The organism is Actinomycetospora sp. 2LY8.5, assembly GCF_057180585.1.
In genome coordinates this window covers 29727-49551 of sequence record NZ_JBXUHE010000026.1, presented here as the reverse complement: position 1 = coordinate 49551, position 19825 = coordinate 29727, and the positions used below count along the sequence as shown (strand labels likewise).

General features: G+C 75.4%; 20 protein-coding genes and 1 tRNA gene. 11 read left to right on the top strand and 10 right to left on the bottom strand.

The window, feature by feature from the left end; genetic code table 11:
* The first annotated feature begins 125 nt into the window (after nucleotides 1–125).
* On the top strand, nucleotides 126–275 hold the full coding sequence (locus tag AC2A1K_RS23690) for a hypothetical protein (protein WP_483898791.1): 150 nt from the start codon (nucleotides 126–128) through the stop codon (nucleotides 273–275).
* A 23-nt stretch (nucleotides 276–298) separates the two neighbouring features.
* On the opposite strand, the gene AC2A1K_RS23685 is transcribed toward AC2A1K_RS23690, so the two are convergent.
* The 4 genes from AC2A1K_RS23685 to glp all read right to left on the bottom strand — a co-directional run bounded on the left by AC2A1K_RS23685 (nucleotide 299) and on the right by glp (nucleotide 3763).
* Nucleotides 299–371, bottom strand: a tRNA-Ala gene (locus AC2A1K_RS23685).
* A 50-nt stretch (nucleotides 372–421) separates the two neighbouring features.
* Nucleotides 422–1585, bottom strand: coding sequence for a divisome protein SepX/GlpR (gene sepX / locus AC2A1K_RS23680; RefSeq protein ID WP_483898790.1), 1164 nt, complete (start codon nucleotides 1583–1585; stop codon nucleotides 422–424).
* Nucleotides 1586–1824: 239 nt separating this feature from the next.
* Entirely contained in the window at nucleotides 1825–2496 is a 672-nt protein-coding gene (locus tag AC2A1K_RS23675; RefSeq protein ID WP_483898789.1) for a GNAT family N-acetyltransferase, read from the bottom strand.
* Nucleotides 2497–2509: 13 nt separating this feature from the next.
* Nucleotides 2510–3763 (bottom strand): molybdotransferase-like divisome protein Glp, encoded by a 1254-nt coding sequence (gene glp, locus AC2A1K_RS23670; protein ID WP_483898788.1) that lies wholly within the window; start codon nucleotides 3761–3763, stop codon nucleotides 2510–2512.
* Between the two features lie 124 nt (nucleotides 3764–3887).
* Between glp and AC2A1K_RS23665 the strand changes: the two genes are divergently transcribed.
* The 3 genes from AC2A1K_RS23665 to AC2A1K_RS23655 all read left to right on the top strand — a co-directional run bounded on the left by AC2A1K_RS23665 (nucleotide 3888) and on the right by AC2A1K_RS23655 (nucleotide 6381).
* Nucleotides 3888–5246 carry a UTP--glucose-1-phosphate uridylyltransferase gene (locus AC2A1K_RS23665; protein ID WP_483898787.1) on the top strand — a complete coding sequence of 453 codons (1359 nt, stop codon included), beginning with the start codon at nucleotides 3888–3890 and terminating at the stop codon, nucleotides 5244–5246.
* Complete coding sequence (locus tag AC2A1K_RS23660) at nucleotides 5243–5848, top strand: 5-formyltetrahydrofolate cyclo-ligase (protein WP_483898786.1); 606 nt, start codon at nucleotides 5243–5245, stop codon at nucleotides 5846–5848. The genes AC2A1K_RS23665 and AC2A1K_RS23660 overlap by 4 nt, the downstream gene beginning before the upstream one ends.
* A gap of 161 nt (nucleotides 5849–6009) precedes the next feature.
* On the top strand, nucleotides 6010–6381 hold the full coding sequence (locus AC2A1K_RS23655) for an FmdB family zinc ribbon protein (RefSeq protein ID WP_483898785.1): 372 nt from the start codon (nucleotides 6010–6012) through the stop codon (nucleotides 6379–6381).
* Between the two features lie 238 nt (nucleotides 6382–6619).
* On the opposite strand, the gene AC2A1K_RS23650 is transcribed toward AC2A1K_RS23655, so the two are convergent.
* Nucleotides 6620–7531, bottom strand: a complete 912-nt coding sequence (locus tag AC2A1K_RS23650) for a DMT family transporter (RefSeq protein ID WP_483898784.1) — start codon at nucleotides 7529–7531, stop codon at nucleotides 6620–6622.
* 202 nt (nucleotides 7532–7733) lie between these two features.
* Between AC2A1K_RS23650 and AC2A1K_RS23645 the strand changes: the two genes are divergently transcribed.
* Nucleotides 7734–8453 (top strand): SAF domain-containing protein, encoded by a 720-nt coding sequence (locus tag AC2A1K_RS23645; protein WP_483898783.1) that lies wholly within the window; start codon nucleotides 7734–7736, stop codon nucleotides 8451–8453.
* A gap of 45 nt (nucleotides 8454–8498) precedes the next feature.
* Here the strand turns inward: AC2A1K_RS23645 and AC2A1K_RS23640 are convergent, their stop codons facing one another.
* Complete coding sequence (locus tag AC2A1K_RS23640; protein WP_483898782.1) at nucleotides 8499–8627, bottom strand: hypothetical protein; 129 nt, start codon at nucleotides 8625–8627, stop codon at nucleotides 8499–8501.
* A 56-nt stretch (nucleotides 8628–8683) separates the two neighbouring features.
* On the bottom strand, nucleotides 8684–9202 hold the full coding sequence (locus AC2A1K_RS23635; protein WP_337705244.1) for a MogA/MoaB family molybdenum cofactor biosynthesis protein: 519 nt from the start codon (nucleotides 9200–9202) through the stop codon (nucleotides 8684–8686).
* Between the two features lie 97 nt (nucleotides 9203–9299).
* Between AC2A1K_RS23635 and AC2A1K_RS23630 the strand changes: the two genes are divergently transcribed.
* Nucleotides 9300–10358 carry an NAD-dependent epimerase/dehydratase family protein gene (locus tag AC2A1K_RS23630; RefSeq protein WP_483898781.1) on the top strand — a complete coding sequence of 353 codons (1059 nt, stop codon included), beginning with the start codon at nucleotides 9300–9302 and terminating at the stop codon, nucleotides 10356–10358.
* 76 nt (nucleotides 10359–10434) lie between these two features.
* Here the strand turns inward: AC2A1K_RS23630 and AC2A1K_RS23625 are convergent, their stop codons facing one another.
* The gene (locus AC2A1K_RS23625) at nucleotides 10435–11814 is read right to left on the bottom strand and encodes a hypothetical protein (RefSeq protein ID WP_483898780.1); all 1380 of its coding nucleotides are present in this window, start codon (nucleotides 11812–11814) and stop codon (nucleotides 10435–10437) included.
* Between the two features lie 173 nt (nucleotides 11815–11987).
* Between AC2A1K_RS23625 and AC2A1K_RS23620 the strand changes: the two genes are divergently transcribed.
* Genes AC2A1K_RS23620 through AC2A1K_RS23610 form a run of 3 tightly spaced genes read left to right on the top strand, consistent with a single transcriptional unit; the run spans nucleotide 11988 to nucleotide 14220 of the window.
* Nucleotides 11988–12692 carry a glycosyltransferase family 2 protein gene (locus tag AC2A1K_RS23620; protein WP_483898779.1) on the top strand — a complete coding sequence of 235 codons (705 nt, stop codon included), beginning with the start codon at nucleotides 11988–11990 and terminating at the stop codon, nucleotides 12690–12692.
* 47 nt (nucleotides 12693–12739) lie between these two features.
* On the top strand, nucleotides 12740–13534 hold the full coding sequence (locus tag AC2A1K_RS23615; RefSeq protein ID WP_483898778.1) for a TIGR04282 family arsenosugar biosynthesis glycosyltransferase: 795 nt from the start codon (nucleotides 12740–12742) through the stop codon (nucleotides 13532–13534).
* Nucleotides 13531–14220: a class I SAM-dependent methyltransferase gene (locus tag AC2A1K_RS23610; protein WP_483898777.1), complete on the top strand. Its 690-nt coding sequence runs from the start codon at nucleotides 13531–13533 to the stop codon at nucleotides 14218–14220. The genes AC2A1K_RS23615 and AC2A1K_RS23610 overlap by 4 nt, the downstream gene beginning before the upstream one ends.
* Before the next feature lie 6 nt (nucleotides 14221–14226).
* Here AC2A1K_RS23610 and AC2A1K_RS23605 read toward each other — a convergent pair whose 3' ends face one another.
* The gene (locus AC2A1K_RS23605; RefSeq protein ID WP_483898776.1) at nucleotides 14227–15897 is read right to left on the bottom strand and encodes a S1C family serine protease; all 1671 of its coding nucleotides are present in this window, start codon (nucleotides 15895–15897) and stop codon (nucleotides 14227–14229) included.
* Nucleotides 15898–15982: 85 nt separating this feature from the next.
* On the opposite strand from AC2A1K_RS23605, the gene AC2A1K_RS23600 reads away from it, so the two are divergent.
* Together AC2A1K_RS23600 and AC2A1K_RS23595 are read left to right on the top strand one after the other, a co-directional pair.
* Complete coding sequence (locus AC2A1K_RS23600) at nucleotides 15983–17551, top strand: HAMP domain-containing sensor histidine kinase (protein ID WP_483898775.1); 1569 nt, start codon at nucleotides 15983–15985, stop codon at nucleotides 17549–17551.
* 113 nt (nucleotides 17552–17664) lie between these two features.
* Nucleotides 17665–18852, top strand: a complete 1188-nt coding sequence (locus tag AC2A1K_RS23595; RefSeq protein ID WP_483898774.1) for an LLM class flavin-dependent oxidoreductase — start codon at nucleotides 17665–17667, stop codon at nucleotides 18850–18852.
* A 58-nt stretch (nucleotides 18853–18910) separates the two neighbouring features.
* Here AC2A1K_RS23595 and AC2A1K_RS23590 read toward each other — a convergent pair whose 3' ends face one another.
* On the bottom strand, nucleotides 18911–19615 hold the full coding sequence (locus AC2A1K_RS23590; protein ID WP_483898773.1) for a response regulator transcription factor: 705 nt from the start codon (nucleotides 19613–19615) through the stop codon (nucleotides 18911–18913).
* Between the last annotated feature and the right edge of the window lie 210 nt (nucleotides 19616–19825).

The following is a 19825-nucleotide window of genomic DNA, read 5'->3' as shown; positions in this document are numbered from 1 at the left end:
ATCAGCCACCCGCACCACACGACGTAGCCCGCGAAGTGCGGCGCGCCGTGACCAGCCACGCCGCGGAGCCGAGCGTCACGCCGTCCGGGCCCTCGTGGGCCGCGAGGGTCTCGCGGAGGGCCGCCGTGCGCCGGGTCCCGTACGCGACCGTCGCCCGCTGGGCCGACTGGGCCGACTGGGCCGAGACGCAGATCGAGACCTGGCCCGAGGACCCGGGCGACGCCGTGGCCGACCCGGCGGAACTCGAGGAGATCGCCCGGCGGGCGGACTGGTGAGAGCCGGTCGGGGAGAGAAAGGGTGGAGCTGAGGGGAATCGAACCCCTGACCTACTCGATGCGAACGAGTCGCGCTACCAACTGCGCCACAGCCCCTGGTGCGACGCCAACTCTAGCAACGCCGCGGATCAGTGCCGGACAGCGGGTCAGGCCCCCGCCGCCCGGCGGTAACCGTAGGTCCGCTCGCCGTCGAGGTCGTGGAACGCGGGGTCGTCGTCGGTGTCGTCGACCAGCTCCATGTCGTCGGGCACCGGCGGCGGGGGCGTGCGTGGGGCCGCCCAGCGCGGCGCCTCGTCCCGGTCGTGGTCGTCCCGGTCGTGGTCGTCCTCGTCCTCGTCGAGGACGTCCTCGTCGACGTGGGTGTCGTACTCGCCGTCGATCCATTCGGGGTCGCGGTAGGACGCCATGCGCGCCTCGTGCTCCGCCTGGCGCTCGCGGCGGGCCTCGAGTGCCCGCCGCTCCCCGGACAGCCGCGCGGCGCGGCGGGCGCGCACCTCCTCCTCGATGCGCGTCTGCCGGCGCAGGAAGACCAGGTAGCCGATCAGCAGGACGTCCGCGGCGGCGTGCAGCCACCACATCGCGCTCGAGACGACGAGCGCCGCGAGCGCGGAGAGGATCGCGACCGCGATCAGGCCGAGGGCGATGCGCTGGCGGAACGCGTAGCGCGCGTGCGCGGCGGCCTCCGCCGCGTCGGGGTCGAACCCACCCCGACCCGGCCGGTAGGGCCGCAGCTCGCGGGCCGGCTCGACCTCCGGATCGTCGAGATCCTCGTCGTCCCAGCGGTCGTCCCAGCGGTCCTCCCAGCGGTCGTCCCAGCGGTCCTCTTCGTCCTCGAGGTCCTCGCGATCCTCGTGTGCCGGACGCCGCAGGACGCGCTCGCGCCCGACGTCACGGGTCGGCTCGTCGGCGATGGCACGGTCGTCCTCGTCGGCGTCCTCGTCGGCGTCCTCGTCGGCGTCCTCGTCGGCGTCGCCGTAGTCGTCGCCGTAGTCGTCGAGGTCGTCCCGGTCGGCGTCGAGGTCGAGCTCGGCGTCGAGCGCCTCCTGGCTCTCGTCGGCGCGCTCGGCGAGGGCCGTGCCGCCGGCCCCGTTCGTCGGGGCCGCACGCTCGCCGCGGGCGCGTCCGTCCGTCTGCGCTGTCGCCACGGTGACCTCCTCGATCAGGGGTGCGCCGGCCGTCCTCGGCAGCACCCGGGCGCTCAGATCGGCCTCGGCGGGGCGCGGGACCATCTGGCGGCGGCGGGCGACCACGGGGACGAGCACCACCAGCCACGCCAGGACCAGGGCCGCGAAGACGACCGAGCTCGGCACCGCAGACCTCCCACCCCGAACGACCGCGACGGCCGGATCCGACTCGTCGCAGGCGCCACGCTAGTCACACGAGTCCCGCGCGCCACGCAGCCGAGACGGCGTGTCGTGTGCGAGCGGTGACGAGATCCCTCCAGTAGGGGAAGCTCACGCTGGAGGATTCGGCTCTCTTACCACTCGACCGGATGGCGCGCCAGGTTCGACCTCTGGGCCGTGTGGGTTATATGCCGTGGGTGCAGGCATCAGGCGCGCTCGGCATGACCGGCCCTGACGAGCCGCGCGACCAGGCCGTCGGGCAGCACGTCCTCCTCGGTGACGGCCAGTACGAGGTGGTCGCGCCAGTCGCCGTCGACCTCCAGGTAGCGGCGCAGCAGGCCCTCCTCGCGGAACCCGAGCTTGGCGAGCACACGCAGGCTGCGCACGTTCTCGGGCCGCACCGTCGCCTCGATGCGGTGCAGGCCGACGCGCGCGAAGCAGTGGTCCACGGCGAGCGCGACGGCCGCGGTCGCCGCGCCGCCGCCCGCGACGTGCGCGCCGACCCAGTACCCGACGTAGGCCGACAGCAGGGGCTCGCGGACGACGTTGCCGATCACGACCTGGCCGGCGAACTCCCCGTCCACGAGCAGCGTGAACGGCAGCGCCTGGCCCGACCGGCCCATCGACCGCAGCGCGCTCCAGCGCGTCGGCCACTCGACGAGCGCGTTGCGCTCGGACCACGGCCCCGGCAGCGTCGGCTCCCAGGGCGCGAGGTGCTCCTCGTCGCGCAGACGTGTCCGCGACCACGCGACGCCGTCGCGCAGGCGGACCGGCCGCAGCTCCACGACGCCCGCCGGGACCCGCAGCGCGCGGGTGCGGGCCGGCCAGCCGGGGTGGCGACCGGTCGGTCGGGCGCCGCCCCACGGGGCTCGGCCCACGTCAGCTGCCCATTCAGCTACGAGGCGCGAGGAACGACACGCGGACGGGGGCGTCCATGCCGATCTCGGTCGTCTCCTCGTCGACGACGATCAGCGCGTTCGCCTCGGCCAGCGACGAGAGCAGGTGCGAACCCGAACTGCCCAGCGGCTGGGCCAGGTACTCGCCGGTGGCCCGGTCGCGCAGCAGGCGTCCGCGGACGTAGCCGCGCCGCCCGGGCGGCGAGCTGACCGGCGAGAGCAGCGCGGCCGTGACCTCGCGGCGGTGCAGGTCCTGCTTGCCCAACGTCAGGCGGATGAGCGGGCGGACCAGCACCTCGAAGGCGACGAGCGCCGAGACGGGGTTCGCGGGCAGCAGGAACGTCGGGATCTCCTCCGCGCCGAGGCGTCCGAAGCCCTGCACGGACCCGGGGTGCATCGCGACCCGGGAGATGTCGACGGGCCCGAGCTGGGCGAGGGTGTCCTGCACGTCCTCCCCCAGCCGCCCGCCGACGCCGCCGGCGATGACGACGATCTCCGAGCGGCCCAGTGCCGACGCGACCGCCTCGCGCAGCGCCGCCGGCTCGGGGGACGCGATACCCAGGCGCACGACCTCGGCGCCGGCGTCGGAGGCCGCGGCGGCCAGGGCGTAGGAGTTGACGTCGACGACCTGGCCGGTGCCGGGCGTGCGGTCGAGGTCGACCAGCTCGTCGCCGACGGCCAGCACCGACACGCGCGGGCGCGGGTGCACGAGGACCTTGGTGCGGCCCACGGCGGCCAGCAGCCCGACCTGCGCCGGGCCCACCGAGGCGCCGCGCCGGACGGCGACGTCCCCCGGCGCCACGTCCTCGCCGACCCGGCGCACCCAGGCCGCGGACGGCACGGGCGTCTTGACCGTCAGGCGCGCGCGGTGCCCGGTGGCCCGGCTCGCGGGATCGTCGGCGGCGTCGGTGTGGTCGTGCGGGGCGACGGCGTCGGCCAGCGTCGGCAGCGGCGCCCCGGTGGCCACGCGCACGGCCTGGCCGGGCTGCAGACGGTGCGCCTGGCGCGAGCCGACCGCGACCTCGCCGACGACGGGCAGCTCGACCGGCTCGTCGGCCGCGGCCAGCACGTCGACGCTGCGCACCGCGAACCCGTCGACGGCGGCCTGGTCGAAGCCGGGCAGGGCCCGGTCGGCCACGACCTCCTCGGCGCAGAGCAGCCCCTGGGCGGCGGAGATGTCGACCCGGATGGGGGCCGGGCGGACCGCGGCGTCGAGCACGCGGCGCAGCTGGGCCTCGACCGTCCTCACCGCGATTCCCTCCTCATGGGCCCATGGTCCTACGCCCGGCGGGCCGGGGTCGGTTCCGACGCGCCCGATATCGTGGGTCGGGCCCACTGCCCCGTTTCTCTGGCCGACCTCCCGGAAGAGCCGCATGACCTACGTCGACGACGCCCTGGCCGCCCTCACCGCGCGGGACGCGCACCCCGCCGAGGTCGAGGCCTTCCGCCGCCGCCTCGAGCAGCTCGCCAAGCCGGAGAGCGCGGTGTTGCCCGGCGAGGAGCTCGCGCCGGTGGACGCGCTGCCGACGCTGGGCACGCTGCCCGAGCCGTCCGCCGAGGACGCCCGCCGAGCGCTCGACGAGCTCGCGGTGATCAAGCTCAACGGCGGACTCGGGACGAGCATGGGGCTCGCCGGGCCGAAGTCGCTGCTGGAGATCAAGCCGGGCACGAGCTTCCTCGACGCCGTCGCCGTCCAGACCCTCGCGCTGCGCGAGCGCCACGGCGCCCGGCTGCCGCTGTTGCTCATGAACTCCGAGGGCACCCGGGAGCCCTCGCTCGCCGCACTGCGTCGGCACTCCGGGCTCGAGGACGACGAGCTGCCGCTGGACTTCCTGCAGGGCTCCGAGCCCAAGCTGCGCACCGAGGACTGGCGGCCGGTGTCGTGGCCCGCGGACCCACGGCTCGAGTGGTGCCCGCCCGGCCACGGCGACCTCTACACGGCGCTGGCCGCGTCCGGGGCGCTGGAGCAGCTGCTCGCGGCCGGGGTGCGGCGGGTCTTCGTGTCCAACTCCGACAACCTCGGCGCGATCCCCGACGTGCGGATCGCGGCGTGGATGGCCGCCGAGCAGGTGCCGTTCGCGCTCGAGGTCGCCCGGCGCACGCCGATGGACCGCAAGGGCGGGCACCTGGCGTCCCGTCACGGCGCGCTCGTGCTGCGCGAGACCGCCCAGGTCCCCGAGGGCGACGACTCGTTCACCGACATCGAGCGGTTCAGCTACTTCAACACCAACAACCTGTGGTTCGACCTCGAGCACCTGCGTGCGCTGCAGGAGGCCGACCCGGCGGCGCCGTACCTGCCGCTGATCGTCAACAGGAAGACCGTCGACCCCACCGACGCGTCCTCGACGCCGGTGCTGCAGCTCGAGACGGCGATGGGCGCGGCCATCGGGTCGGTCGAGAACGCCCGGGCGCTCGAGGTGCCGCGCACCCGGTTCGCGCCGGTCAAGACCACCGACGACCTGCTCGTCGCGCGCTCGGACCTCTACGAGCTCACCGCCGACGGGCGCATGGAGCCGACCGGCGCCACCCCGGACGTGAAGCTCGGCAAGGCGGAGTTCGGGATGCTCGACGACTTCGAGCGCCGCTTCGCGGGGGGTGCGCCGTCGCTGGTGCGTGCCACCTCGCTGACCGTGTCCGGGGACGTGACGTTCGGGACGGACGTGGTCGTCTCGGGCGAGGTGACGGTGACCGGGCCGCGGCACGTCGAGGACGGCGAGACGCTCTCGGGGTGACGTCCACCAAGGCGGACCTGCGCCGGGAGCTGCTGGCGGCGCGGCGCGGCATCTCGGACGGGTCGCGGCGGGCGTCGGCGGCTGCCCTGGCCGCGGAGCTGCCGGCGCTGCTCGAGGGTGTCGACGACCCGATCTGCCTCTTCGTCGCCGTCGGCGGGGAGCCCGGCGCGACCCCGGACGGCGGCCTGCCCGTGCTCGACGCCGCCCGTGCGCTCGGGCGCCGGGTGCTCCTGCCCGTGACGGTCGGTGCCGCTCCGCTGGACTGGGCGGTCTTCTCCGGGGCCGACTCGCTGGGTCCCGGTCCGCACGGGCTGCGCGAGCCGACCGGACCGCGCCTGGGTCCGGAGGTGCTCGCGGACGCCGGGCTCGTCGTCGTCCCGGCGCTCGCCGTCGACCGCCGCGGTGTGCGCCTCGGCCGCGGCGGCGGGCACTACGACCGCTCGCTCCCCCTCGCCGGCCCGGGCACCCGCCTCCTGGCCCTGGTGGGTGACGACGGCCTCGTCACCGACGACCTCCCCGCCGAACCCCACGACATCCCCGTCCACGCCGTCTGGCGCCCACATCACGGGGTGACGTGGTTGTCGGCGCGGCGGCCACGCTGACGGAGCCTCGGGGAAGACCCCGTCCGGACACGCACCGGGTGTCTCGGATCGGAACAGCAGTGACGCTGTCGGCGTTGGCACTCTCGACGCGCGAGTGCCATCTACACTCTGCGCGGACATCAACGCCCCCGGCGCGGGGGCGGACGAGATCAGGAGTGCGCGTGCCGACCTATCCCTACGCCTGCACCGCCTGCGACCACCGCTTCGAGCAGGTGCAGGCGTTCTCCGACCCGTCGCTGACCGAGTGCCCGGTGTGCGGCGGACGGCTGCGCAAGGTGTTCTCGTCGGTGGGGATCGTGTTCAAGGGCAGCGGCTTCTACCGCAACGACGCCCGCACCGGTTCCGGGGACTCCTCGGAGAAGGTGTCCGCGTCCTCCGAGTCGTCGGGCTCGAGCGAGTCGAAGGGCTCCGGCGAGTCGAAGAGCGAGTCCACGAGCACCTCGGACTCGAGCTCGTCCACGCCGTCCACGGCCGCGTCGTCGGGCTCGTCGAGCTCCGCCGGCACCTCGGGCTCGTCGGCGAAGTCGGCCTGAGAAGCACTCCGGCCGGGCCCCGTGGCGGGACCCGGCCGGGAGAAGCAGCGAGGGGTGGCCGGGACGCCAACCCCGAGTCGGCGTCCCGGACCTACCTGACGCCCACCCGCTCCCCAGCGGTCGGCGTCAAGGGCCTCACACCAGGGAAGACGGTTCGAGAGACGGGAACGTTGCCGAATCGCCCAGACATCACCCTTTCGGGCGACAAGGGCGAGGTTTCGGGGGACGGCGACAGGGGTCACTGCGGCCGCCGACGCCCGCCCGGACTGTGCTTCGCCGCGCTCGAGCCGTCGCGCGGGCCACCCTCCTGCGCCGCCAGCAGCGGGGAGCGGGACAACAGGAAGACCCCGATCACCATCAGCACCGCGCCGGCGAGCCCGCCCAGCAGCGCGAAGCCGCCGTTGATCTCCTCGCCGAGCAGCGCGATGCCCCACGTCGACGACAACAGCGGGTTCCCGAGGATCAGCCCCGGTTGCGAGGCCAGCAGGCGCCCGGCCCGCAGCGAGTGCTGGAGCACCAGGAACGCGGCCGGCGCGACCGGGATCAACAGGTAGCTCTGCCAGGTCGTGAGGACACCGACGACGCCGTCGTGCTGGAGCGCCTCGGACATCGCCTTGACGATCACGGCGACGAACCCCGACCCGATGCCCGCGGCGATCCCGTAGAAGGCGGCGCGGGTGACCGTCCGGGACCGCTTCGCGATCGAGCTGGTGAGCCAGAGCAGGCCCATGGTCACGACGGTGCCGAGGACCCACGTGACCGTGCCGGCGCCGAGGGCGTCGCCGCCGCTGGGCTGCAGCGTGACCAGCAGGACGACGAGGCCGACCGACATGATCGCGACGGCGATCCACTCGCGCCGCCGCAGCGCCCCGCCGAGCACCCACCAGCCGAGCAGCAGCGTGAACGGCAGCTCCATGACGAGCACCGGCTGCACGAGCGCGATGGAGCCGAGGCTCAGCGCGGTGGCCTGCAGGGCAACCGCCACCGCGAAGATCGAGGTCCCGATCAGCCACGCGGGCCGCTGGACCATGTCGCGCAGGGTCCCGGCGCTGACGCCACGGGCCCGGGCGCTGTCCTGCGCGGCCTTGCGCTGCAGGACCAGGGCCGTCGCGTTGGCCATGGTGGCGAGCAGCACGAGCACCACGGCCATGCCTGCGCCCGCCCTCTTCTCGATCGTCCGCAACTCTTCGGCCCGGCGGCAAACTACCGCCCGTCCCGGCCATGCCGCCGGGCCGGGCCGCGGGTGCCCACGATCGCACTGCGCTGAACGCCGTCCCCATCGTCCGATTGCGTCCACGGCCGTCCGAGGGACTTCCGGGACCCGGACGTGACGCCGCCCTAGCGTCGACGACGTGCGAGAACGGGACGGACCGACCTCCGGAGACCGGCGACGACGGCGGCGCCTGCGTCTCCCCCCGCCCGGCTGGCGGCGGGTGGTGGCGCTGCGCCGGGCCGCGGCCGGGCTGCTGTCGGTGCTCGCGGTCGCGTTCCTCGCGGCACCCGGCGTGGCACCGGCCGGGACGCCCGTGCTGGTCGCCGCGCGCGACCTCGCGCCCGGCGTGGCGCTGGGGCCGGCGGACGTCGCCGTGCGGACGATGCCGCCCGACCTCATGCCGCTGGGGGCACTCGGCGAGCCGGCGGCGGTCGCCGGGCGTCAGGTCGTCGGTGGGGTGCGCGCCGGCGAGCCCCTCACCGACGTGCGCCTCCTCGGGCCGGTGGCCGCGGTCGCGGCGGCGGGGGTCCCCGACGCGGCGGGCGTGCCGGTGCGGCTCGCCGACCCGGGCGTCGCCGCGCTGCTGACGCCGGGCACGCGTGTCGACCTGGTGGCGGCGGGCGACGCGGGCGCGGCGGGATCCGGGGCGGGATCCGGGGCGATCGGGGTGTCCCGTGCGCCGCCGGAGGCCGACGAGCCGGCGGTGCTGGCGCCGGGTGCGGTGGTGCTCGCGGTGCTCCCGGCCTCGCAGCGCACCGCGGGGACGGCGCCGGTCGTGGTCGTGGCGCTGCCCTCGGACCTCGCGGCGCGGGTCGCGACGGTGTCGCTGCGGGAGGAGGTGACGGTCACGCTGCGCTGACGGTCAGGGGCAGACGGTCAGGGGCAGACGGTCAGGGGCAGACGGTCAGGGCCGGTCGTGGTGCGGCGGGCGCTCGTCCTCGTAGCGGCGCCGGGCGGCCTGGTCGGGGTCGGAGCCGAGGCCGGGGTCGGGGTCGGCGTCGCGGCCGGGGTCGCGCTCGTCGGACGACGCCACGGGGTCGTCGCCGAAGATCGCCGCCCGCCGCGCCGCCCGCCGCCGGTCCTCCTCGCTCAGTGCTCCTCCATGCCCGACAGCTCGGCGATCACGTGGGAGATCATCGGGGTGAGGGTGGCCATGCCGTCGCGGACGGCGGCGCGCGAGGACGCGAGGTTCACGACGAGGGTGCTGCCCGAGACACCGACGAGACCGCGCGAGAGCCCGGCGTCGACGGCGCCCGCCGCGAGGCCCGAGGCCCGGATGGCCTCGGCGATGCCCGGGATCGGGCGGTCGAGCACGCCCGCGGTCGCGTCGGCGGTGACGGCGCGGGGCGACACCCCGGTGCCGCCGACGGTGACGACGAGGTCGACACCGCCGATCACCGCGGTGTTGAGGGCGTTGCGGATGGCCACCGACTCGCCCGGCACGACGATCGTGCCGTCGACCACCAGGTTGGCCTCACCGAGCAGCTCGGTGACCAGCGGCCCGATCGAGTCCGCGCTCTCGCCCCGGCTGACGCGGTCGTCGACCACGACGACGAGGGCGCGTCCCAGCAACTCCTCCGTGCCGCCGCGCAGCGGCTGGTTCTCCATGCCCGCCAAGGTAGTCGTGGCTCCGCGAGCGGCACGAAGCGGACGCGCGGCGCGGGCACGTCACGGCGAGCACCGGCGGGCGGGCTAGCGTGCCCCGGTGCGCGTTCTCCTGACGGGCGGTGCCGGGTTCATCGGCTCGCGGATCGCCGACCTCCTCGCCGAGCGCGACCACACCCCGATCCTGCTCGACGCCCTGCTGCCCCAGGCCCACGCGGCCGGCACGGCGCCGGAGTGGCTCGACCGCTACGAGCTCGTCCGGGGTGACGTCCGCGACGCCGGGCTGCTCGACCGGCTCCTGCCCCAGGTCGACGCGGTGTGCCACCAGGCGGCCATGGTCGGGCACGGCGTCGACCCGAACGACGCCCCGGACTACGCCGAGAACAACGACGTCGCCACCGCCGTGCTGCTCGCGGCGATGTACCGCTCGGGGCACCGCGCGCTGGTGATGGCGAGCTCGATGGTCGTCTACGGCGAGGGCCGCTACTCGTGCCCGGAGCACGGGATCGTGCCGCCGCCGATGCGCCGCCAGGGCGACGTCGACGCCGGCCGTTACGACCTGCCCTGCCCCCGGTGCGAGCGCGATCTCGACGGCGAGCTCGTCCCCGAGGACGCCCCGCTCGAACCGCGCAGCACCTACGCGGCGACGAAGCTCGCGCAGGAGCACCTCGCCGTGGCGTGGGCGCGCGCGACCGGCGGGCGGGTCTGGGCGATGCGCTACCACAACGTCTACGGCCCGCGGATGCCGCAGAACACCCCGTACGCCGGCGTCGCGTCGATCTTCCGCTCGTCACTCGAGCGCGGCGAGGCCCCGCGGGTCATGGAGGACGGGCGCCAGCGCCGGGACTTCGTGCACGTCGGCGACGTCGCGGCCGCCAACGTCGCGGCCCTCGAGACGCCGGCCGCCGAGGGCCGCTGCGTGCCGGTGAACGTGTGCTCCGGCGAGGTCCGCACGATCGGGGACCTCGCCACCACGCTCGCCGACACCATGGGCGGCCCCGCACCCGAGATCGTCGGCGGCGCCCGGCCCGGCGACGTCCGCCACATCACCGCCGACCCCGCCCGCGCCGCGGACCTCCTCGGCTTCCGCGCCCGCACGAGCTTCGCCGACGGCATCGCCGCCTTCGCCACCGATCCGCTGCGCGACGCCGTCGGCTGACCGTCCCCGTGATCAACGGGGACTTCGTGCGCGAAGAAGCAGCGAACAGCGCGTTCGCTGCGAACAAACGGGCGCGCTACCAGACCGTCGCCAGCAGGTGGTTGACCGCGAGCGCCAGCACCGCCTGAGCCAGCAACCACCAGCGCCACGACGGGCGCGGGAGCAGGACCGCGAGGGGGACCACCCATACCGCGAACGGGAGCCAGATCCGCTCGACCTCGGACTTCGAGAGCCCCGAGAGATCGGCGACGAGGACCGCGGCGAGCCCGGCCGCGGCGAGGGCCACCAGGACGAGCGGCGCGGCGCGGGGCCGCCAGGCAGCGCGGCGCATCCCGGCGATCACCGCGGGCCCGAGCACGAGCACCACGGCGGCGAGGTTGCCCCACACCCAGTACTCGTAGGGACGCAGCAGCCCGTACTCGCCGGCCTGGTAGTAGCGGACCGTGACCTGCTCGTAGCCCTCGTACCACCAGAACCCGCCCACGGTGAACGCGGCGACGACCGCCGCCGCGCCGACCCCGCCGGTCAGCAGCGGCGCCACGCGCCGGCTCAGCAGCGCCACCGCGACGGGCAGCAGCCCGGCGAGCACGAACCCGTACGACAGGTACAGCGACAGGCCGAGCACCACCCCGCCCAGGACGCACAGGACGTGCCCGCCGACGCCATGCCGCACTGCGCCGAGCGCGAGCAGGGCCACCCCCCACGCGAGGATCGCGGCGAACATGCCGTCGGCCGAGACGCCGACCCAGACCGCGCCGGGGAAGAGCACGCCGAAGGGCAGGTAGGCGCGGGCGAGGTCGCGGTCACCCAGCGCGGCGACGGTGAGCGCGACGGCGACGACCGCGGTCGCTCCGAGGCCGGCGGTCACCGCGCCGGCCCACTCGCCGCCCGGGAAGCCGGCGCGGTCGAGCAGGACGTAGAAGATCGTCGCGGCCGGCGGGTGCCCGGAGGCGTGCGTGACCAGGGTGTCGGGGGTCAGTCCGGCGATCCGGTCGGCGAAGGTCGCGAGGAAGACCGACAGGTCGCCCGTGCGAGGAATCTCCGCGAGGTACTCGGTCGGCGTCGCCAGCCGCTCGGCGACCCCGACCATCCATCCGTCGATCGTCGCCAGCGCGAAGGTCCACGCCGTCGAGGCGACGGCGGCCACCGCGAGCAGCGGGCCCCAGCGCAGGCGCCGGGCCACCGCGGGACCACCGAGAGCGACGAGCAGGGCCACGAGAACCGCCGGCACGGTCCCCGGACCGACGTGCGGGAGCCACACCGCCAGGAGCGGCGGCCACCCCACGAGCACCGGGACCCCGGCGTCGATCAGCCGCCATCCGACCACCGACGACGCCGTGACCAGCAGCGCAGCGGCCAGGACGGCCAGCAGGTCGCCCCGCGGGCGCAGCGGGGGCCGCGACTTCGAGGGCGGCCCGCCGGCGGGTCCCGACCGGCCCCGCAGCACGGTGGTCATCGCCGCCGGACAGTACGGACGCGCGGTGATCTCGAGGTGAGGAGGTCCGTCGAGACGCTGTGAGCCGCCCGGACGGGGCTGACCGGACACGTCACGACGGAGCACGCCACCCTCCGACACCGGGAGCAGCCCTCGCACGGCGAGGAAACAGCCGAACTCATAGCGTGACGACGATGGAAGCTCGGGTCGACGTGGTGCTCCCCTGTCTCGACGAGGCGGAAGCGCTGCCCGGCGTCCTCGCCGCCCTGCCCGAGGGCTTCGACGCCGTCGTCTGCGACAACGGCTCGACCGACGGCACCCCCGAGATCGCCGCAGAGCTCGGCGCGCTCGTGGTGCACGAGTCCCGGTCGGGCTACGGCGCCGCGGTGCACACCGGGCTCGAGGCGACGCGCACCGACGTCGTCGCGGTGATCGACGCGGACGGCTCCCTCGACCCGGCCGAGCTGCCGGCGATGGTGCACCTACTGCTCGACACCGGCGCCGACCTCGTCGTGGGCCGACGCGTGCCCCAGGCCCGCGGGGTCTGGCCGTGGCACGCACGGCTCGGCAACCGCGTGCTCTCCGGCCTGATGCGCGCCCGCGGGGTGGCGGTGCGCGACATCGCCCCGGTCCGCGTGGCGCGGCGCCGGGCGCTGCTCGACCTCGGGATCACCGACCGCGCCTTCGGCTACCCCCTCGAGCTGCTCATCCGCGCCGGCGCCGCGGGCTGGCGCGTCCACGAGGTCGACGTCGCCTACCGCCCGCGGGCGGGGGGCCGGTCGAAGGTGTCCGGCTCGGTGAAGGGCACCGTGCGCGCCGTCCGCGACATGTCGAAGGCGGTCACCCGGACCGGATCGGCACCGTCCACCGCGCCCGGCGCGCGGGGCACCGCCCGATGACCGCCGGGGTCGAACCGATCACGTGACCCCGCACGAACGCGCGGACCATGCGGACCACTGTCCCGACCGGCGCGCCGGTCACGAGGGTCGTCCTCGTCCTCGCGAAGGCACCCGTCGCCGGCCGGGTGAAGACCCGGCTGACGACGGCCACGACACCGGCCGGTGCCGCGGGCATCGCCGCCGCGGCCCTGCTCGACACCCTCGACGCCGCGCGGGCCGTGCGCGACGCCCGGGTCGTCGTCGCCCTCGAAGGGAACCCGGCCGACGGCGAGCGCCGCGACGAGATCGTGGCGGCGCTCGCCGACGCCGTCGTCGTCCCGCAACGCGGCGACACCCTCGGCGAACGGATCACCGCCGCGCACGACGACGTCGCCGACACCTTCCCGGGCGCGGTGAGCGTGCAGATCGGGATGGACACCCCCCAGGTCGACCCGGCGGTGCTCGCCGCCGCGCTCGACCTCGTCACCGCCGACGCCGACGCCGCGCTCGGGGCCGCGCTCGACGGAGGCTGGTGGGCGCTCGCGCTGGCCGACCCGCGCCGGGCCGCGCTCGTCGCCGACGTACCGACGTCCCGCCACGACACCGGCGCCCGCACCCTCGCCGAGCTGCGGGCAGGACTGACGCCCGGCCACGTGCTCGAGCTGCCGCCCCTGTCCGACGTGGACACCCCCGACGACGCTGCCGCCGTCGCCGACCTCGCTCCCACCGGCCGCTTCGCCCGCGCCGTCGCGGACGTGCTCCCCGTTCCGAGGTCGAGCCCCGCTGTGCTGCGTCCCCCGCCCAGCGGGTCGAGCTCCGCCGCGCTGCCTCTCCCCGTCGTCCCCGGAGGCCTCACACGATGACCCGCACGACAGCGCCACCCGCCGCGGTCACCGCCCCGGCCGATTCCGGGACCGTGTTCGACGCGGCGCTCGCGGGCCGGCGCCACCGCCTGGTCCGCCACGACGGCGTCGTGCTCCCCCTGGCCGTGCAGCGCTGGCACGACGACGCCGACACCGACGACGGCTGGCTGCTCGCCCGCTGCTCGGGGCCCACGCTCGACCTCGGCTGCGGGCCCGGCCGGCTCGTCGTCGCGCTGGCCGACCGGGGCGTGCCCGCCCTCGGCGTCGACGTCTCGGTGCAGGCCGTCGAGCGCTGCCTCGAGCGCGGCGCCGCCGTGCTGCACCGCGACGCCTTCGAACGCCTGCCCGGCGAGGGACGCTGGCGGCACGTCGTGCTCGCCGACGGCAACATCGGCATCGGCGGCGACCCGGTGACGCTCCTGAGCCGATGTCGCGCCCTGCTCGCCGACGGCGGCACGATCCTGCTCGAGCTCGAGCACGACGCGGGCCTGTGGTGCGGCGGCGCCTACCTCGAGTGCCTCGACGAGCCCGCGCTCGACACGCTCTCCGAGGCGCCGTGGTTCCCGTGGGCGGTGCTCGGCCCGCACGCGGTCGACGACGTGGCCGCCGAGGCCGGGCTGACGGTGGTCGCCCGCAGCGAGGCCGGCCACGGCGCCCGGGTGTTCGTCGAGCTCGGCGCCGTCTGACGAGGCTCAGCGCCCGCCGATCACCCTGCTGCCCAGTGTCACCGGCACCTCCCGCGTGCCACCCGGCGCCTGCACGGTCAGCGTCACGGTCTGACCCGGCGCCCGCGACTGGATCGCCGCGACGAACGCGCTGGCGTCCTCGATGACCCGGTTGTCGACGCGCACGACGACGTCTCCCGCCGCGATCCCGGCGGTCGCGGCCGGCGAGCCCGGAGCCACGTCCGCCATGGCCGCGCCGCGGGGCGCCGCGTTCGCGACGCTGACCCCGATGACGGCCTGTGTGGCCTGGCCGGTGTCGACGAGCTCGGTCGCGAGCCGGCGCGCCTGGTTGATCGGGATCGCGAACCCGAGACCGATCGAGCCGCCCTCCTGGCCCGAGCCGCCGGTGACGCTCGCGATCGCCGTGTTCACGCCGATCACGCGACCCTCGAAGTCCACGAGGGGGCCGCCGGAGTTGCCGGGGTTGATGGCGGCGTCGGTCTGGATCGCGTCGAGGACGCTGCTCTGCCCCGCGCCGGACCCGCCGGCCTCCACGGGCCGCTGCAGCGCGCTGACGATACCGGTGGTCACCGTGCCGGACAGCCCGAGCGGCGAGCCGACCGCCATCACGGGCTGGCCCTGCACCAGCTGGTCGGAGTTGCCGAGGCTCGCCGCACGCAGGTTGTTCACGCCGCTCGCGCGCACCACGGCGATGTCCGCGGCGGGCGCCGTGCCGACGACCTGGACGGGTGCGGCCCGCCCGTCGGAGAAGATCGCCTCGAGCCCGCTGCCCTGGCCCGCCTGCAGCACGTGGTTGTTGGTCATGATCAGCCCGTCGGCCGAGAGCACGATCCCGGATCCCTCGCCCGCCTGTCCGCGGATCTGGACGGCGCTGGGCAGCACGGTGGCCGCCACCGCCTCGACCGACCCCGGCGCGGGGGCGGGGCCCTCGCTCTCGGGCACGGGCTCGTCGAGGGCGGTGCCCTGCGAGGAGCTCGACGACCCGCCGCCGATCCCGCCGACGACCACGGCGGAGAGCGCGCCGCCGATGAGCCCCGCGACGAGCGCGAGCGCGACCAGCCCGAGGGTGCCGCGACGCCGCGGTGCCGGACCGCCCGGTCCGGATCCGCCGGCTCCTCCGGGTCCTCCGGGGCCACCCGGTCCCCCGCCCCACCCCGCGCCGGGGTCGCGGGGCCAGCCGCCGGGTGGGGTCGCCGGTCCGGGCGAGGCGGCGCCCCAGCCGGTCGTGGGACCGCCCGCTGACGTCGGCGGCGCGAACCCCGGCACGACGGGCGCCTCGCGGGTCTGAGGGGCGGTCACCGGGTAGGACGGCACGGCACCGAACGCGGCCGTCGCACCCGCCGAGGACGGGGGCTGGCCGAGGCCGGAGGGGACCTGGGTGGGGGGCTGGGTCGGCGCCTGGGCGGGCGACGGGGTGGGGGCCTGCGTGGGGGCCTGCGTGGGCGCGCTGTACGACGTCGCGCCCTCGGTCGTGCCGACGCGCGCCGTGTCGTACTCCCGGCCGGTGCCCTCGGCCCAGCGCACGCCGCCGGGACCGGTGCTCTCGGGCGACGACGGCGCGGCGGACGACGTGCTGGACGACGGGCCAGGCGAGGCGGACGTCGACCCGCCGGGCGTGTCGGCCCCGGCGGGGCCGGAGCCGTCCGGGGCGGAGGGCGCGGCGTCGTTCTCGCTCATGTCCCAACCCTCTCGCATCGACCGTCCGGGCGCGTCGCCCGGAGTCCCGCTCCCGGCCCGTGCGCCGACGGGGGAAGCTGGTGGGGTGGAACGTCCCGCACCCGCCGCGCCGACCGAGGACTCCCCGGTCCCCGACGACCGTCCCGCGACGGTCGGCACGGACGGGCGCACAGGCGCTCCGCTCGGCACACCCACGGCCGCGCAGGCCGAGGGGCCCGCGCCGGTCGGCGACGACGAGGACCCCCCGCCCGGACTGATCCGGCACCTCCTGCAGGGCATCCCGCTGCGCCGGCGGGTCGGCATCCTCGTCTCGGTCGGCGGCGGGCTGCTCGTCGCGCTGATCTCGGTCGCGGTGTTCTTCACCGCCCAGCGCGCGCTCTACGACCAGCTCGACGAGAGCCTCGTCCAGCGCGCGACGGTGGCCGCGTCGGGCGACCTCGCCGATCCCCAGATCCTGCTGCGTGTGTCCTCCGACGCCCTCGCGGCGGGCGAGGTGCGTGTCGCGATCGTCACCTCGGACGGGGAGTTCGTCACCCTGCGGGGCAACAGCCCGCCGCTCGGCGCGGCCGAGGTGTCCGCGGCGCGCCAGGACCCGGCGACCTCGATGCGCACGGGCGTGGCGGACGGCGAGATCTACCGGGTCGTGGCGGTCTACGCGGGCGAGGGCCGCGCGCTCGTGCTCGCCCAGGAGCTGGAGCCGACGCGGCGGACGCTGTCGAAGCTCGCGGTGGTCCTCATCGTCGCCGGGGCCTCGGGGGTGCTGCTCGCCGCGCTCACCGGCGTCGCCATCGCCCGGGCCGGGCTGCGGCCCGTCGAGCGGCTGATCTCGGCGACCGAGCGCGTCGCCCGCACCGGCGACCTGCGCCCCATCCCGGTCACCGGCGGCGACGAACTCGCCCGCCTCACCAGGAGCTTCAACGCGATGCTCGCCGCGCTGGCGTCGTCGATCGAGCGACAACGCCGCCTCGTGGCCGACGCCGGGCACGAGCTGCGGACGCCGCTGACCTCGCTGCGCACCAACCTCGAGCTGCTCATGGCCTCCGACCGCGCGTCGGGGAGGCCCGGCGCGCCGACGCTCTCGGCGCAGGACCGCGAGGAGCTCCAGGCCGACCTGCGCGCCCAGGTGGACGAGCTCGCGAACCTCATCGGCGACGTCGTCGAGCTCGCCCGCGACGACCCACCGGAGGTCGCCGCCGAGCCGCTCGACCTCGCCGACGTCGTCGAGCGCGCGCTGGACCGGGCTCGGCGGCGCGCCACCGCCGAGAACGTCACGTTCGACGTCGACCTGGCGTCGTGCGAGGTCACCGGCGACGCCAACGCCCTCGAGCGCCTCACGCTGAACCTGCTGGACAACGCCGCGAAGTGGAGCCCGCCGGGCGGGCGGGTGCGGGTGACCCTGCGCGAGGGCGTGGCCCCGGAACGTCCGGGCACGGCGGTGCTCGAGGTGGCCGACCAGGGCCCGGGCATCGCCGACGAGGAGCTCGACCTGGTCTTCGAGCGCTTCTACCGCTCGCTGGACGCGCGGACGATGAGCGGGTCGGGGCTCGGGCTCTCGATCGTCGCCCAGGTCGCGGACCGCCACCACGGCGGCGTCTCCGCCCGCCGCGCGCCCGAGGGCGGCGCGCTCCTGCGGTTCTGGATGCCCAGGAGATGACACCGACGGTGAACGTTCCACAAGACCTTCACGGAGCGTCACCGGGGCTGTACGTGTCCCTGTGACCCGGCTTACGGTCGCCTCGTCGGACAGAGACGGCGAGGAGAAGACCTGTGAGCAGACTGCGCTTCGGCACGTTCCTGGCCCCGTTCCACCGCGCCGGTGAGAACCCGACCCTGGCTCTGCAGCGCGACCTGGAGCTGGTCGAGCACCTGGACGCGCTGGGCATCGACGAAGCCTGGATCGGCGAGCACCACTCGGCGGGCAGCGAGATCATCGCGTCCCCGGAGATCTTCATCGCCGCCGCCGCGGAGCGGACCCGGCGGATCAAGCTCGGCACCGGAGTGACGTCGGCGAGCTACCACAACCCGCTGTGGGTGGCCGACCGCATGGTCCTGCTCGACCATCTCACCCGCGGGCGCTCGATGCTCGGCGTCGGCCCGGGCTCGCTGCCCAGCGACTCGGCGATGATCGGGCTGAACCCGACCGACACCCGCGAGCTGCTCGACGTCAACCTCGACATCATCATGCGGCTGCTGCGCGGCGAGGTCGTCACCGAGCAGACCCGGACCCACAACCTCGTCGAGGCCCAGCTGCAGCTGCGGCCCTACACCGAGCCGTGCTTCGACATCGCCGTCGCGGCCGTCGCGTCGCCCACCGGGCCGCGCATGGCCGGCCGGCACGGCGTGGGCCTGCTCTCGATCGGCGCGACGCTGACCCAGGACGGGTTCGACGCGCTCGCCCACCACTGGAACGTCGTCGAGGAGCGCGCCCAGCACTACGGGCAGCCGACGCCGGACCGCGAGAAGTGGCGGCTCGTGGGTCTCATGCACATCGCCGAGACCAAGGAGCAGGCCTACCGCGAGGTCGAGTACGGGATCGAGAACTGGTTCCGCTACTTCCAGAAGACCGCGGCGTTCCCGCAGATGGCGGTCGAGGGCGGCGACCTCAAGGAGATGATCGACTTCATCAACGAGGCCGGCGTCGGGGCGATCGGGACGCCGGATGACGCGAAGGCCCAGGTCCAGCGGCTCGCCGACCAGTCCGGCGGCTTCGGCGCGATGTTGCTGCTCGGGCACGAGTGGGCGAACCCGCAGGCGACGAAGCGGTCGTGGGAGCTCATCGCCCAGAACGTGGTCCCACACTTCCAGGGCACGACCTGGGGCGGGCGCAGCCACGCCGAGTCGACCCAGGCCGCCAAGGAGCGCGCGGGCCTGCGGCGCGACGAGTTCGCGGCCACGCAGCTCGACGCCGTCGACCACATGACGAAGAAGTACGAGGCCGAGGTCGCCTCGACGTAGCCCGAACCCATGTGAGCACTTTCCGGGCCTATAGGCCCGGAAAGTGCTCACATGCTCGTCACGGCGGGGTCTCGCGCAGGACGTAGCCCACGCCGCGGACGGTGTGGATGAGGCGGGCCTCGCCCTCGGCCTCGGTCTTGCGGCGCAGGTAGCCGACGTAGACCTCGAGGGCGTTGCCGGTGGTCGGGAAGTCGTAACCCCAGACGTCCTCGAGGATCCGGCTGCGCGTGAGCACGCGGCGCGGGTTGGCCATGAACAGCTCGAGCAGCGAGAACTCGGTGCGCGTGAGGCTGATCGGGCGCTCGCCGCGGCGGACGTCGCGGGTGACGGGGTCGAGCGAGAGGTCGGCGAAGCGCAGCGGCTCGGGGTCGGGCGCGCCCGACTCCTCGTCCGGCGAGGTCCGGCGCAGCAGCGCGCGCAGGCGCGCCAGCAGCTCCTCGAGGGCGAAGGGCTTGGCGAGGTAGTCGTCGGCACCCGCGTCGAGGCCGGCGACGCGGTCGGAGACCGCCTCGCGGGCGGTGAGCACGAGCACGGGGATGTCGTCGCCCGCGTTGCGCAGCCGGCGACACACCTCGAGCCCGTCGACCCTCGGCATCATCACGTCGAGGACGAGGGCGTCGGGCCGCGGCCCGGTCTCGTCGGCCAGGGCGTCGAGCGCCTGCTGCCCGTCCGCGGCGAGTTCGACCTGGTAGCCGTTGAACGCCAGCGAGCGGCGCAACGAGTCGCGCACCGCCCGGTCGTCGTCCGCGACGAGGATCCGCATGCTCTCAGTGTGGCCGGACGGCCTGAGACGGTGCTGAGACCGCCGCTCACCAACCCCACCCGTCCGGCCCAGCGTGATCGCGACACACGGTGGCGACACTCCGGCCCGAGTTGTCCGTTGTCGGATCGACATGAGCGACACGCAACCGCGCCGGGTCCCGGGGCGTCTCGCTCAGGGAGGATGTCCAGGCCAGGATCTCCCGGATCGGGA

Excerpts from the sequence above, each read along its gene's own strand:
- AC2A1K_RS23665 (WP_483898787.1), top strand. The coding sequence starts at position 3,888 with ATGACCTACGTCGACGACGCCCTGGCCGCCCTCACCGCGCGGGACGCG.
- AC2A1K_RS23650 (WP_483898784.1), bottom strand. The coding sequence starts at position 7,531 with ATGGCCGTGGTGCTCGTGCTGCTCGCCACCATGGCCAACGCGACGGCC.
- AC2A1K_RS23635 (WP_337705244.1), bottom strand. The coding sequence starts at position 9,202 with ATGGAGAACCAGCCGCTGCGCGGCGGCACGGAGGAGTTGCTGGGACGC.
- AC2A1K_RS23625 (WP_483898780.1), bottom strand. The coding sequence starts at position 11,814 with ATGACCACCGTGCTGCGGGGCCGGTCGGGACCCGCCGGCGGGCCGCCC.
- AC2A1K_RS23620 (WP_483898779.1), top strand. The coding sequence starts at position 11,988 with ATGGAAGCTCGGGTCGACGTGGTGCTCCCCTGTCTCGACGAGGCGGAA.
- AC2A1K_RS23615 (WP_483898778.1), top strand. The coding sequence starts at position 12,740 with ATGCGGACCACTGTCCCGACCGGCGCGCCGGTCACGAGGGTCGTCCTC.
- AC2A1K_RS23610 (WP_483898777.1), top strand. The coding sequence starts at position 13,531 with ATGACCCGCACGACAGCGCCACCCGCCGCGGTCACCGCCCCGGCCGAT.
- AC2A1K_RS23605 (WP_483898776.1), bottom strand. The coding sequence starts at position 15,897 with ATGAGCGAGAACGACGCCGCGCCCTCCGCCCCGGACGGCTCCGGCCCC.
- AC2A1K_RS23590 (WP_483898773.1), bottom strand. The coding sequence starts at position 19,615 with ATGCGGATCCTCGTCGCGGACGACGACCGGGCGGTGCGCGACTCGTTG.